Here is a 13,457-nt window from a genome sequence, read left to right on the forward strand (position 1 = left end):
TTAATAAAAAATCACATTTTTATGATAAATTTAAGTTTTATAAGTTACAATTATAAAACTTAAATGAGGGAATCATGAATAAATTATTTATTTTATTTTTATTACTCTTCACTTCACTCAATGCAACACTTACGCTTCAAGATGCTACTCACAAATATGAAAATTTCGCAATTCAATACCTCTATGATGAAAATTCCTCTCTCACAATTAAAGAAATCCAAGATATAAATTTTAAACAAAATATACCCAGTCAATTTACACAAGGATACAAGTATGCAAATGCATGGTTTAAATTAGAATTTTATAATAATAGTAGCCATGAAGATTTCATTCTTTCTTTTACAGAAGCTACTTGGTCTAGCTTAGATTTATACTCCAAGCTAGATGGTTCTTGGAAGGTAGAAAAAAATGGACTCAATATTCCTTTACAAGAAAGAAATATACAGGATACTTTTCCTGCATTTAACATACATATTCACTCTGAGGTAAAAGCTATATATTATGTCAAGGGTAGCACTATTTCAAGTCAAATAGGAGAATTTAAACTCTATACAAAAAGAGAATTTTTCAATCCAAGCCGAATGACACTATCAGAATGGTATACAATTTATACTTTTGTTTTATTTACTTTCATTATACTAAATATGTATAACTTTATTGCAACAAAGGAAGCTATTTATGCTTACTACATAGGATATGTTTTTGTATTTATTATATTTAGTTCTATGCATAGTGGTATCCACATTCGATTTGGATTTCCTCATTGGAAAGAGGGTTTACACACTCTTGGACAATTAACTTTATTTACCCTTTTACTCTTTTCTATAGAATTTTTAAACTTAAAAATAACATATCCCTTCATGAAAAAAGTTTTTTATTTCTTAGCTGTTATTTCATTGTTTTTTGCCCTTTTACTTTCACAAAATATTCCCTATTCTAGTATCCTAAGTAATATATTTTTCTGTGGCGTTCTTATTACCATAATTACAATCTCTATTAAAGTAATACGAGCCGGTTTTTCAGGAGCAAAATATTATCTTGTTGCCCTTATGCTCTACTTACCTGCTATGGCAATAATGGCTATGGACTTCAATACCATATTAGCAAATAATGATTTTACTCGTTACTCATTTTTAGGAGGAGCATTTATTGAAATACTTTTATTTACACTCATACTTACAAATAGGTATCGAACTGTATGTACTGAAAAAACACTTGCACAAAATGCCTTACTAGAAGAAAAACATAATAATGAACTCCTAACAAAAGAAGCAACAATAGATGTCTTAAGTAATTTGTATAATCGTAGATACTTTTTTAAAGTCTCCCAAACACATTTTGAGCATGCAATGCACTATAAAGATGAACTTTCAGTGCTAATGATTGATATTGACTATTTCAAACGTATTAATGATAATTGTGGTCATATGTTTGGAGATTTAGTAATTAGTAGTATTGCAAATATTTTCAGAAAAACTGTAAGAAAAACTGATATAACAGCTCGTTATGGTGGTGAAGAATTTATTATTTTGCTTCCACAAGCAGATATTTCAATAGCGCAACATTTAGCTGAGAAGATACGAGTGAATGTAGAAAAAGAAGATGTTTGGTTTGACCCCTGTTATGATTCTAAGATAACAGTTAGTATCGGTATATCTTGTATAGACTTTTATAAAGATAAGACTATAGAACATATTATAGAAAGGTCTGATAAAGCTCTCTACAATGCTAAAGAAAGTGGTAGAAACAAAGTATGTACATTGTAAAAAATAAACAGGTTTAATACTGTCCTTAGTCATTTTCGCTAAAATAACATCATATTTTTTAAAAGAGCGTATAGATTTGAACTTAAACATACAAACACATACAGAACACTTTACTAATCCACTCTATCTAGAGAGTGGACGTATACTAGAGCCTTATGATATTAGCTATGAAACGTATGGTGAACTCAACGATGATAAAAGTAACGTTGTAGTTGTATGTCATGCACTTACAGGTTCACACCATGCAGCTGGTGTATATGAAGGGGAAAGTAAAGCTGGATGGTGGGATGGTTTTATCGGTTCAGGTAAAGCAATTGACACTGACAAATATTTTGTAATTTGCTCAAATGTTATAGGCTCTTGCTTTGGTTCTACAGGGCCGATGAGTATGCAACATCCACACCATGACCATTACCGTTATAAATTCCCAGTTGTTACAATCAAAGATATGGTTAAAGCACAAAGAATTCTTTTTGATAGACTTGATATTCACCGTGTTTATGCGATTGTCGGTGGTTCTATGGGTGGTATGCAAGCACTTCAATTTGCAATCCATTATCCAAATTTTTCACAAAAAATAATCTCTTTAGCAGCTACATATGCAACGCAACCTTGGGCTATTGCTTTTAATAAAGTTGCACAAGAGTCAATTCTAAAAGACCCTGATTTTAAACAAGGGTATTATGATCCCCAAGTGATCGCTGAAAACGGTTTAGCTGGAATGGCTGTAGGTCGTATGGCTGGGCATATTAGCTTTTTATCCCATGAGTCAATGCAAAGTAAATTTGGACGTGAGTACAAAAGAACTGATGGACTTTATGAACTTTTTGGAAAGTTCCAAGTTGAATCATACTTAGAATATAATGGCTATAACTTTACTAAATGGTTCGATCCATTGGCATATCTCTATATCACAAAAGCTATCAATATATTTGACCTCTCGCGTGGTTTTGATTCCCTTGAAGAAGCCATAAAAAAGGTACAAGCAGAGCTTCATCTTATAAGTTTTAAAGATGATATTTTATTTAAAAACAAAGAGATGAAAGTACTCCACGATGTTTTAAGTGAAGTAGGAAATAAAAATCATTACTACATTGATATTGATAGTAATTATGGTCATGATGCTTTTCTTGTTGAGTTAGATAAATTTGAAGATTATGTCAAAAAAGTATTAGACTAAAAAAAGGATGTTCAATGGCTAAAAGTGACTTCGAAACAAAACTAGAGGGTGCGAAAAAAACTTTAGAAGTTTTAATGAATCCAGAAATCACACTTGCTGAGAGTGTAAAAGCATATGAAAAAGGGATGAAAGAATTAAGTGACGCACAAAAAATTCTAGAAGATGCGCAACTTAAAATCACACAAATAAAAGCTTCTTAAATGCGAGCCGCTGTTCTTCAACTCAATGCCCAAGGCATGAGTTCAACAAAGTTATATAACTATGTTCGAATCGCTCATAAACAAGGTGTAAAAGTTTTGCTTCTTGGGGAGTATATCTTAAACCCTTTTTTTAAAGAACTTCAATCTATGTCACAAGCAATGATAAAAGAACAATCGCATCAACAAAGCGAAATTCTAAAAGAGCTTTCTACTACTTACAACATGACTATTGTAGCTCCTTTGATACTGGAAAAGAAAAAAAAACTCTATAAAACGATTGCAAAATTTGCACCCTCTTCTACCTCTTACTACCAACAACAACTTCTCATCAATTATAGCCACTGGAATGAAGAAAAGTTTTTTGATAATGAAGTAAAGCCTTTAGAATCGCCTTTTATATTTAATATTCATGGTTTTAAGTTTGCACTTATGAATGGTTTTGAATTACATTTTGATGAAGTGTTTTCCAAATTATCTTCTAAAAATATTGACTGTATCTTACTACCAAGTGTTTCAACATTTGATTCATTCGAGAGATGGAAATCACTTATTTGTTCTCGTGCATTTACTCATAACTGCTATATTTTGAGAGCGAATAGAATTGGTGAGTACCAAGATAAAGATAGTGTTTGGAAATTCTATGGAGATTCTCTCTTAGCTTCACCAAATGGTGAAGTAGTTGAACACTTAGGTAACCGTGAAGAGCTTATGGTTGTAGATATGGATCATTCTGAGGCTGTACACGCAAGAAGATTCTGGGGTTTTAAAGAAGCCATAACGAAAAGACATACAAAGGAATTACACACATGATGAAATATTTCCATCGCCAAGTACAACTCTGGGGCGAAGACACACAAAGAAGTTTACAATCTAAACGTATTGCAATAGTAGGTTCTGGTGGGCTTGGTTCATCTTTAGCGTTTGCATTAGGTGCTAGCGGGATTGGTGAAATACATATGATAGATTTTGATGAAGTAAGTCATCATAACATTCACCGTCAAATCGCTTTTAGAGCTGGGGATGAAGGTAAAAATAAAGCTGTTGTTAATGCCGAAATCATTGAGGCAAGATGTCCATTCGTTAAAGCCATAGCACATCAATGTAATTTTGATGAGTGGACGAAAAAAAATATTGAAGTTGATTTAATAATCGATGGTACTGACAACCTTCCTTCACGTGGAGAAATCAATACTTACTCAAAAAAGATGAATCTTCCTTGGATATATGGAAGTGTCGAGGCTTTTCATGGTCAAGTATGTTTTATAAATGAATCTTCATTTAACGATGCATTTAAAATTATCAAAAAAACACCTGCTGGAATTGCTGCACCAATTGTTATGCATATAGCATCACTTCAAGCAAATTTAGCACTAAGATTTTTAGCAGGTCTGAGTATAAAAAAAGATACTTTGTATTACTTATTTTTTAATGAAGATGGAGAATTAATAACACAAAAATTTGGCCTACCTAAATAAATTTAGGTGCTTGTAGGGATGAAGAGTCCCTACTACTATAATATTATTTATCTGAAATATATTTTGACAATGCTTTAATGTCTGCAGCGGAGAGACCTCTTACTTGAGATTGCATCATAGTCTTCATTGTACGACCATATGTACCTGATTGGTAACCAAGAAGTGCATGTTCAATCTGTTTTGCTGGCCAGTTTCTAATAACTGCAGATTTTCCAAGCGCAGCACGCTCACCCATACCACCATGACAACCAGAACATTTGTTATAAAGTAAGTCTGCATCTATTGTTTTACTCTCAACTACTGCGACTGTATCTTTAACACTATCTACTACTTCTGTTGTAGTCTCTTTTACAGATTCTTTAGTCTCAGCTACTTTAGTTTCTAAGTCAATTTTCACATCTTCAACTTTTTCAACTATGCTTTCTTTGACTGCTACCACTTTTTCTTTTAAATCATCTTTTGCTTTTGTAACTTGGTCAGCTGCTTTTTTAAAAGTAGATTTTTCTTCAAGAACTTCTATCTTTTTTGTATCTACAACTTTTTCTTCTTTTGGTGCTTCACTAGAACAACCAACAACCAAAAAAGCCAATACTGTAGCTAATAATAATTTCATTCTGTACCTTTATATTTTAATTGTGAAATTATATCGTAATCTGTTTTTGAATTAAATATAATTTTTATAAGCAAGACAAATAACCATAAGAATAACAATGGAAATAAAATTGTAGTTACAATAAATATTGTAATCAGATTAATCACCTTTTTTGTAAATGTTTGGGTTTTATATTTTAAACGCTCTAAAAGCGTATCTATATCTTTTTTGTTCTCACGAATAGTTTCTAAATCATTTTTATAACTTTGAATATAGGCATTTGACTGCTCGTATTCTTGCGCATACACATCTTGATAGATAAACTGTGTTGAATATATAAATACAACGGCACCAAAACGTAAAACTAGGAGTAAAAACATTAACTTTACCGAAAAAACAAACATATGAGATGTGTTAATCTTCTTTATCCAAACACCTAACAATGAAACTATAATTGATGCAAAAAGTATAACTTTGACAAAAAGACTTTTACCTAAAAGAAGTAAAAGATGTTGTATACCAATCGATACTGATGAGACTAACATAACTACAGAAAACCTCTCTACTAGATCATTAATTGGATCAAGAACCTGACCAATTCCAACTGTAGCGCCAACAAATAAACTCACATTAATTTCTGTACTTTGAATAACTGAAATAAGTGCATTCAGTCCTTTTACTAAAGCGAAAGAATATACAGCCCTCTCAAAACTTTGCTCATAAATAAGCATGGCACTTTCATCCACCTGTGCATAAAGACTTAAAATGGCCATCAGAACTAGTAATACACTTATAAATACCTTCATTAATCTGCTCCTAAAAGTTTTTGGATATAATTGCATTAATTTAACGAAGAGACTAAGAAACATGACTTTTGAACCATATCCATTTGAAAAACTAAACAATTTACTAAAAAATATTATACCAAATAGTTCTTATGAAGCTTCTGCTTTAACTATTGGTGAACCTCAGTTTGAAACTCCTAAGTTTATTCAGAATTCACTTGCGAGCAATACAAATCTACTCAAAAAATATCCAAAAACTTCTGGTGAAGTAAAACTACGTGAAGCACAAAGAGAGTTTTTTCAAAATAGATTTCACACCACTCTAACTGACTCTCAAATTATTCCAACATTTGGAACAAGAGAAGTACTTTTTAACTTTCCACAGTTTTTATTATTTGAGAAAGAAAATCCAGTTATGGCTTTTACAAATCCTTTTTATCAAATTTATGAGGGTGCAGCCATTGCAACTCGCTCTCAAGTAATTTATCTTAACCTTACGGAAAAAAATAACTTTAAACCTGAGATAAATGAAGAGCAACTTGCAAGTTGTGATTTAGTTATTCTTAACTTTCCAAATAATCCTGCTTCATCTGTCCTTACACTTGAGGAACTTGGCCAATGGGTATCTTTAGCACTAAAACACGATTTTATTTTACTTAACGATGAATGTTATAGTGAAATTTACACAGATAAACAAATTCCCTCACTCCTAGAAGCAGCAGTGCATGTTGGTAATGTAACTTTTAAAAATACACTTGTCATTAACTCTATCTCAAAACGCTCATCTGCGCCAGGACTAAGAAATGGTTTTATTGCGGGAGATGAGAATATTTTAAAAGAGTATATGAAGTACCGTACCTACATTGGTTGTGCCGCACCACTTCCACTTCAAATGGCAGCGGCAGAGGCTTGGTTAGATGAAGATCATGTTCAAGCTTCACGAGATGTATATAAACGAAATTTTGAAATCGCGCAAGAAATTTTAGGAACAGAAATTCCGGAGGCTACTTTTTATATTTGGTTAAAAGTTCCAAATGCCATCAACTTCACAGCTAAACTGTATGAAAAATACAACGTAAAAGTACTTCCAGGTGAATACTTAGGACGTGAAGATACAAATGGTTTTAACCCTGGAAAAGGTTTTGTAAGAATAGCACTCGTGGAATCAGAAGATAAAACAAGAAATGCATTAAATAGAATTAAGGAATGTTTAGAAAATGAGCAAAGTTAAAGAACTAAAAGTAAAAGTATTAGAAGCACAACAAAATGCAGATATAGCAGCAATGTATATCTTACAAGAAGAGGCACACGCTACTTTTGATGAAGAAACCCTAAGTGGATTTTTTGCTAATATTTTAGACTTAGCTCTAGAGAATTTAACAAATACCTTAGAATCTTGTAGTAAATTTAATATAAATGATGTTCAAGATTTTGCAACACTTCGTGCACTTTATGAATATGCGATGGAGCATTACCACGCTGGAGCGATGAAAGATGCAAGTGCATTATATGAAGTACTCGCTGGTATTACAAATGATGAAGAATTTTCTCTTTCTTTAAAATACCATTACATAGCTGCTGACAAAGGTATATCTTTGGAAGTCTTTATGGATGATTATGCTGACATGGAAAAAACACAAACAAATAAAACTTTTTATATCTCTTGCTTTAAGAAAAAGGCACAAAGTTTGCTAGTTATGAAGAAAAGTACAGCGGAGTAGATATATGAAAATTCATTTTATTGGAATTGGTGGTATAGGTATCTCAGGATTGGCTCAGTATATGAAGTTTCGTGGACATGAAGTCAGTGGTTCAGACATTGCAGATAGTGTCATTACCAAAAAACTCCGTAATTTAGACATTGAAGTAACAGTTCCTCACTCTGCGGATGCTATAACAAATCAAGATATGGTTGTGCACTCTGCAATTATCCGTCCTGACAATCCAGAAATTATTGCTGCCAAAGCAAAAGGAATTGAAGTTCTTGCACGTCGAGAAGCACTTCCATATATCCTTGGAGATAGAAAGGTCTATGCTGTTGCTGGAGCTCATGGTAAGAGTACTACTACCGCGATTTTAACCTCTATTATGAATGGTTCTGCCATCATCGGCGCTGAAGCAAAAGAGTTTGGATCAAACGTTAGGTATTGTAAAAAAACTGATACCATGCTTTTTGAAGCAGATGAAAGTGATGGTAGTTTTTTAAACTCGAATCCTCACTGTGCGATTGTTATCAATGCTGAACCCGAACACATGGAATATTATGACTACAACTATGACCTTTTTTATGATTCGTACAAAACTTTTATCAAGTCAGCATCTTGTCGCGTACTTAATGCTGAAGATCAATTTCTCTCTACACTCAAAGATGAAATCCAAGCAAAATGGCTCTATCCGAGTACAGAAATTAAAGATATTGAATATGTACTCATAAAAAATGAACCTCACACAAGATTCAAACTTCGAGATTTAGGTTCATTTGATGTTTGGGGATTTGGTAAACATATAGCTTTAGATGCATCTTTAGCAATCTTAGCAGCAAACGAGTCTATGGGTATTGAAAAAATACGTACGAATTTACTCAACTTTAAAGGTATAAAGAAAAGATTTGATATTGTTGGATCTACAAATGATCGCGTAATTATCGATGATTATGGTCACCATCCAACGGAAATCAGGGCTACTTTCGAGTCAGTGAAAGCATATGCATCGCTTAAAGGATTTGATAAAATTACAGCTATCTGGCAACCACACAAATACTCTCGTACTATTGATAATCTTGAAGAATTTATCAAATGTTTTGATGGAGCTGGCGAATTAATTATTCTTCCTGTTTGGGCAGCTGGAGAAAGTGTGAGAGAGATAGACTTCGAAGAAAAATTTAAACAATACAACTTAACTATGGCTGACAAAATTATAAGAGCCAACAATACAATCACAGTTATCAAAGACGATAAAGACTTAGAAACTCTAGACAAAGGTCTTATTATCGGTTTTGGTGCTGGGGATATTACATACCAAATCAGAGGAACTGCATAGTGACATATATATTCGGAATTATAGTTATAGGGCTTTTCTTTTTGGCACTTCACTACTTTACAGATTTAGATAACACCCAAAAATGGTGGGTTACTACCATCGTTTTAGCAATACTTGCAATGGCAGTAATGTTTAACGAATACCAAAATAACCTGAGTAAAAAAACACGTACAATTGCAACAAAATTCAATCAAGGTAAAGATATCAAATGTGATAGTCTCAATATTACAAATGAATTTTATACACTTAGTGTTGGAACATACACTTTTATCGGTAAAGAAAACACTCCAAATACTGGAGAGATGATTAGTGTCTCAGACTGCGAATAAGTTCGACCCTGTCAAATATAAGGCAATGGTAAAGTCTTATCAAGAAAATGACGATCCTCTCGGATGGTTTAATTCCATATACACTGATGCCATGGGAGACCATAACAATGTCTTTTGGGCAGACTTAGCACCGAGTCCTTATCTTCTACAATGGCTCGAGAACTCTCCACAAAAAGCTCAGAACAAAAAAGCTATTGTGATTGGTTGTGGAGTTGGAGATGATGCAGAAGCCTTAAGTGCTTTTGGTTATGATGTTACCGCATTCGATATTGCCCCAGAAGCAATTAAACTCTGTAAACAACGTTATCCTCAAACAAAGGTTGATTATATAGTAGCTGATTTATTTAGCTACCCCACCTTTTGGTCTGAGAACTTTGACCTTGTTTATGAATGTAACACAATTCAAGTACTCCCTGGAAAGTATCGGATATTAGCTCGAGATAAAATGATCTCCTTTTTAAAACCAGACGCATACATACTCGTTTCATGTAGAAGCCGATTATCAGGAAAACAAGAAGATGCTATCCCTCTTCCACTTGACAGAGATGAAATAGATACTTTTACTCATTGTTCATTACAAGAGAAAAGTTTCTTAATCTACAATGACAATCAAACCCCAAGTGTGCCACACTTTTTTGCAAGTTATCAAAAATAAAGACTATATAAATATGCCAAATAAAAAATCCTCCCAACTCAATCTACTTATCGATCAACTTGACTTAAATGATCATATAAATTCATTTTTAAACTTCTTCTCACGAGAAGCATCACTTTATATTGAGGGAGATCAAGAACTTCACTTTCGATATATACAAGCACTAGAACAAATAGAATTTAATGCACCTCCTAAAATTAGCTCATTTGGGACAATTAAAAACCATCTTCAAAAGCGTGGTGTTTTACAGTTTGGACAAATTTTTGAAATTGTAAAAATTGTACGCTATTTTCGTTATTTTAAAAATCGTGAACTTGATGGAATCATCGGCCAGTGGATGAATAAATTCATCATCGACGAAAGATTCACAGAAATAGAAAAGTACTTTACTAGAGATGGTAAGTTTGAAGAAAATCTCGATGAGAATCTTTTTGGCTTAGGCCAAAGAATCCGTGAGCATAGAAATGACATGAGTAGTGCCCTCAAGCGTATGATGTCAAGTTCCAAACTTGCTGGATACCTTATAGATACACAAGTACACTTTGTAAACAATGAAGATTGTCTCTTAGTCCGTGGTGGATTTAATCATGTACTTAAAGGTGCTGTTGTTGGTCGTAGTACAGGTGGGTTCTTTTACGTTTCACCAGACTCTATCTTAAAGTCAAAGGAAAAGATTCGCTTTATAGAACAAGAGCGTGAAGCTATTTTTTACACCTACGCAAAAGAATTTTCTTCTAAACTAGCTGAAATACAACCTTTTATTAACTTCATAGACAAAGAGTTTGATAAATTTGATAATTACCAAGCAAGAGTACTTTTTGCCCGTGCTAAAAGTATGCAAATAATAAAATCTAAGAAAGACTCAAAAATTGTTTTAGACTCTTTTATTCATCCAGCCTTACATAATGCAAAACCAATTTATGTTGATTTTTCTAAAAATATTTTGATGGTTACAGGTGTAAATGCCGGTGGTAAAACGATGTTACTTAAGGCTATCCTCGCCTCTGCATTTATGGCAAAGTATATGATTCCAATGAAACTTAATGAAGCTAAATCACATATTGGTTCTTTTAAAAGTGTTCTTGCCATCATCGATGATCCACAAAATGTAAAAAATGACATCTCTACTTTTGCTGGACGTATGCAAGAGTTTTCTCGTATATTTGAGCATAAATCTGCACTTGTTGGGGTAGATGAGATAGAGCTTGGAACTGATAGTGATGAAGCAGCAGCTTTGTTTAAAGTTATCCTTGATGACCTTATTAAAAAAGGACAAAAAGTAGTTGTTACTACCCACCATAAACGTCTAGCAGCACTTATGGCAGATCGTGATGATGTTGAGCTTATGGCAGCCATTTATGATGAAGAGCATAGAAAACCTACCTATGAGTTCATGCAAGGTATCATTGGAAAAAGTTACGCCTTTGAAACTGCAAGTAGATATGGGATCTCTAACGCCATTGTTAATGAAGCAAAAGCCGTCTATGGAGATAACTCTGAGAAGTTAAGCCTCTTGATTGAGAGAGGTTCGCAACTAGAACGAGAACTCAAACAAAAGCATTCTAAAGTCGATGAAAAGATTGAAGATTTACGAAAAAAAGAGCTCGATTTAAAAAACCAAAAAGAAACGCTTTATAAAGAGCTTGAAGAACAAAGATTCGCACTCAAACGTAGTTATGAAGTTGCTATTGGTGAAGCAAAGACAGCGGCACGAGCTGGAGATACACAATCAATTCACCGAGCAATGGATAAAGCAAATAAAAAGCTTCCAGCTCAAACAAAAGAAGAACCAAGAAATATCCCATTTAATGTTGGGGATAAGGTGAAGTACCAGTCTCAAAAAGGTATTATTATTTCTATGCGAGATAAAAAAGAAGCGACTATAGAAGTAGAAGGTATGCGTGTTCGAGTTAAAACGAAGCATTTGAAACATACTCAAATTATGAAACACCAACCTAAAACAAAGATCAACGTTCAAGTAGAAAAACGTTCTGGTCTTAAATGTGACTTACATGGTATGAGAGCTGATGAGGCTTGCGAAGTCTTAGATACGTTTTTATCAGATGCACTCATAAACGGATGGGATGAAATTATCATTTACCATGGTATAGGAACGGGAAAACTCTCCTACGCTGTGAAGAACTTTCTCATAGCCCACCCAAGAGTTAAGGGTTTTGATGATGCACCTCAACACTTAGGTGGTTTTGGAGCTAAGATAGTCACACTATGAAAAAAATAGCAATCATAGGTGCAGGAGCATCAGGTATATTATGTTCTATCTTATGTTCTAAGGAATCTACTCATGTAGATATATATGAGCAAAATTCCAAATGTGCTAAAAAAATTTTAGTCTCTGGTAATGGACGCTGTAATATAACAAATACTTCTTTCTCTCAGAACGATTATTTTTCTCAAAATCCTCACTTTGTTAAAGAGGCATTAGAAAATTTTTCTTTTACACAATTTAGTAAACTCTGTTCTAGTATTGGTCTTGAACTAGAAGTAAAAAATGATGGAAAAGTTTACCCTTTGAGTAATGAAGCTAAAAGTGTAGCTTCCCTTTTAGAAAATCATGCAAGAAACCTTGGAGTACATTTTCATACAGATACACAAGTAACAAACCTTCAAGATTTAAGTCAAAAGTATGACGCTGTAGTTGTGGCCACTGGTTCTGAGGCTGCCTCACATCTTGGCGGCAATCGTGATGGACTAGAGTTCGCTTCATCCATTGCTCATACTATTATCCCTACCTACCCTTCTTTAGTACAATTAGAACTGAGTGGAACACTGTATGAAAAAATGAGTGGCGCTAAAGTAGATGGTGAAGTAACACTCATTGTAAACTCTAAAGCAGCTTCTACAACAAATGGCGATATTTTATTTACGAACTATGGAGTATCTGGCTTTGCTATTTTAGATATTTCACAACTTGCATCAGAATCTTTAATGAACTTTCAAGCTGTAGATATATCCATAAATCTCCTCCCAAAATATACAGCACAAAAACTCTCTGCATACATCATGAAGATGTCCCAACTAAATACACATCTTAGTATCTTAAATATGTTGCATGGTTTGATTCCACTAAAAATTTCTAAAACTATACTCGATGTATTAGAGTTTTCTCACACAGCACTTTTAAGTGAAATTACAACCAAACAATCCAAAAAAATTGCAAACCAAATTCTCAACTGGAAATTTGAAATAAAAGATACACATGGGTTTCGTCATGCTGAAGTATCTGGTGGGGGAGTAGACACACAAGAGGTTAATCCAAAAACTATGGAGTCATTCAAACAAAAAAATCTTTACTTTATTGGTGAAGTACTGGATGTACTCGGTCGTCGTGGTGGTTTTAACTTTGCTTGGAGCTGGGCAAGTGCAAATGCTTGTGCAAAAGATATAACGAAGAAGTTATAAGTTTAAGTAAAAATGC

General features: G+C 33.5%; 14 protein-coding genes. 12 read left to right on the forward strand and 2 right to left on the reverse strand.

Annotated features, from left to right (window positions below; translation table 11 throughout):
- The first annotated feature begins 74 nt into the window (after positions 1–74).
- The 5 genes from ACI9TV_RS04800 to ACI9TV_RS04820 all read left to right on the forward strand — a co-directional run bounded on the left by ACI9TV_RS04800 (position 75) and on the right by ACI9TV_RS04820 (position 4,621).
- Positions 75–1,766, forward strand: a complete 1,692-nt coding sequence (locus tag ACI9TV_RS04800) for a diguanylate cyclase (RefSeq protein WP_415249625.1) — start codon at positions 75–77, stop codon at positions 1,764–1,766.
- Positions 1,767–1,842: 76 nt separating this feature from the next.
- Positions 1,843–2,946 (forward strand): homoserine O-acetyltransferase MetX, encoded by a 1,104-nt coding sequence (gene metX, locus ACI9TV_RS04805; protein WP_415249626.1) that lies wholly within the window; start codon positions 1,843–1,845, stop codon positions 2,944–2,946.
- Positions 2,947–2,960: 14 nt separating this feature from the next.
- Positions 2,961–3,146: an exodeoxyribonuclease VII small subunit gene (xseB, locus tag ACI9TV_RS04810; protein WP_415249627.1), complete on the forward strand. Its 186-nt coding sequence runs from the start codon at positions 2,961–2,963 to the stop codon at positions 3,144–3,146.
- Entirely contained in the window at positions 3,147–3,956 is an 810-nt protein-coding gene (locus ACI9TV_RS04815) for a carbon-nitrogen hydrolase family protein (protein WP_415249628.1), read from the forward strand. It abuts the gene before it with no gap.
- The gene (locus ACI9TV_RS04820) at positions 3,953–4,621 is read left to right on the forward strand and encodes a HesA/MoeB/ThiF family protein (protein WP_415249629.1); all 669 of its coding nucleotides are present in this window, start codon (positions 3,953–3,955) and stop codon (positions 4,619–4,621) included. The genes ACI9TV_RS04815 and ACI9TV_RS04820 overlap by 4 nt, the downstream gene beginning before the upstream one ends.
- Positions 4,622–4,664: 43 nt before the next feature.
- Here the strand turns inward: ACI9TV_RS04820 and ACI9TV_RS04825 are convergent, their stop codons facing one another.
- A complete protein-coding gene (locus tag ACI9TV_RS04825; protein WP_415249630.1) occupies positions 4,665–5,234 on the reverse strand; it encodes a c-type cytochrome in 570 nt (189 codons plus the stop codon).
- Positions 5,231–6,019, reverse strand: a complete 789-nt coding sequence (locus ACI9TV_RS04830; RefSeq protein WP_415249631.1) for a hypothetical protein — start codon at positions 6,017–6,019, stop codon at positions 5,231–5,233. Before ACI9TV_RS04830 ends, ACI9TV_RS04825 begins: the two co-directional genes overlap by 4 nt.
- A 61-nt stretch (positions 6,020–6,080) precedes the next feature.
- On the opposite strand from ACI9TV_RS04830, the gene ACI9TV_RS04835 reads away from it, so the two are divergent.
- Genes ACI9TV_RS04835 through ACI9TV_RS04865 form a run of 7 tightly spaced genes read left to right on the forward strand, consistent with a single transcriptional unit; the run spans position 6,081 to position 13,441 of the window.
- Positions 6,081–7,229: a succinyldiaminopimelate transaminase gene (locus ACI9TV_RS04835; protein WP_415249632.1), complete on the forward strand. Its 1,149-nt coding sequence runs from the start codon at positions 6,081–6,083 to the stop codon at positions 7,227–7,229.
- Complete coding sequence (locus tag ACI9TV_RS04840; RefSeq protein ID WP_415249633.1) at positions 7,216–7,719, forward strand: hypothetical protein; 504 nt, start codon at positions 7,216–7,218, stop codon at positions 7,717–7,719. The genes ACI9TV_RS04835 and ACI9TV_RS04840 overlap by 14 nt, the downstream gene beginning before the upstream one ends.
- Before the next feature lie 4 nt (positions 7,720–7,723).
- A complete protein-coding gene (gene murC, locus ACI9TV_RS04845; protein ID WP_415249634.1) occupies positions 7,724–9,037 on the forward strand; it encodes a UDP-N-acetylmuramate--L-alanine ligase in 1,314 nt (437 codons plus the stop codon).
- Positions 9,037–9,366 (forward strand): hypothetical protein, encoded by a 330-nt coding sequence (locus ACI9TV_RS04850; RefSeq protein ID WP_415249635.1) that lies wholly within the window; start codon positions 9,037–9,039, stop codon positions 9,364–9,366. Before murC ends, ACI9TV_RS04850 begins: the two co-directional genes overlap by 1 nt.
- Positions 9,347–10,021 carry a class I SAM-dependent methyltransferase gene (locus ACI9TV_RS04855; protein ID WP_415249636.1) on the forward strand — a complete coding sequence of 225 codons (675 nt, stop codon included), beginning with the start codon at positions 9,347–9,349 and terminating at the stop codon, positions 10,019–10,021. The genes ACI9TV_RS04850 and ACI9TV_RS04855 overlap by 20 nt, the downstream gene beginning before the upstream one ends.
- Before the next feature lie 13 nt (positions 10,022–10,034).
- The gene (locus tag ACI9TV_RS04860) at positions 10,035–12,251 is read left to right on the forward strand and encodes an endonuclease MutS2 (protein ID WP_415249637.1); all 2,217 of its coding nucleotides are present in this window, start codon (positions 10,035–10,037) and stop codon (positions 12,249–12,251) included.
- Positions 12,248–13,441 (forward strand): NAD(P)/FAD-dependent oxidoreductase, encoded by a 1,194-nt coding sequence (locus tag ACI9TV_RS04865; protein WP_415249638.1) that lies wholly within the window; start codon positions 12,248–12,250, stop codon positions 13,439–13,441. Before ACI9TV_RS04860 ends, ACI9TV_RS04865 begins: the two co-directional genes overlap by 4 nt.
- Positions 13,442–13,457 lie beyond the last annotated feature (16 nt).

The organism is Sulfurimonas sp., from assembly GCF_047622445.1.
GTDB lineage: Bacteria > Campylobacterota > Campylobacteria > Campylobacterales > Sulfurimonadaceae > Sulfurimonas.

Bases quoted from the DNA above. Each gene is read 5' to 3' on its own strand.
- ACI9TV_RS04800 (WP_415249625.1), top strand. From the start codon at position 75: ATGAATAAATTATTTATTTTATTTTTATTACTCTTCACTTCACTCAAT.
- xseB (WP_415249627.1), top strand. From the start codon at position 2,961: ATGGCTAAAAGTGACTTCGAAACAAAACTAGAGGGTGCGAAAAAAACT.
- ACI9TV_RS04815 (WP_415249628.1), top strand. From the start codon at position 3,147: ATGCGAGCCGCTGTTCTTCAACTCAATGCCCAAGGCATGAGTTCAACA.
- ACI9TV_RS04820 (WP_415249629.1), top strand. From the start codon at position 3,953: ATGATGAAATATTTCCATCGCCAAGTACAACTCTGGGGCGAAGACACA.
- ACI9TV_RS04825 (WP_415249630.1), bottom strand. From the start codon at position 5,234: ATGAAATTATTATTAGCTACAGTATTGGCTTTTTTGGTTGTTGGTTGT.
- ACI9TV_RS04830 (WP_415249631.1), bottom strand. From the start codon at position 6,019: ATGAAGGTATTTATAAGTGTATTACTAGTTCTGATGGCCATTTTAAGT.
- ACI9TV_RS04835 (WP_415249632.1), top strand. From the start codon at position 6,081: ATGACTTTTGAACCATATCCATTTGAAAAACTAAACAATTTACTAAAA.
- ACI9TV_RS04840 (WP_415249633.1), top strand. From the start codon at position 7,216: ATGAGCAAAGTTAAAGAACTAAAAGTAAAAGTATTAGAAGCACAACAA.
- murC (WP_415249634.1), top strand. From the start codon at position 7,724: ATGAAAATTCATTTTATTGGAATTGGTGGTATAGGTATCTCAGGATTG.
- ACI9TV_RS04860 (WP_415249637.1), top strand. From the start codon at position 10,035: ATGCCAAATAAAAAATCCTCCCAACTCAATCTACTTATCGATCAACTT.
- ACI9TV_RS04865 (WP_415249638.1), top strand. From the start codon at position 12,248: ATGAAAAAAATAGCAATCATAGGTGCAGGAGCATCAGGTATATTATGT.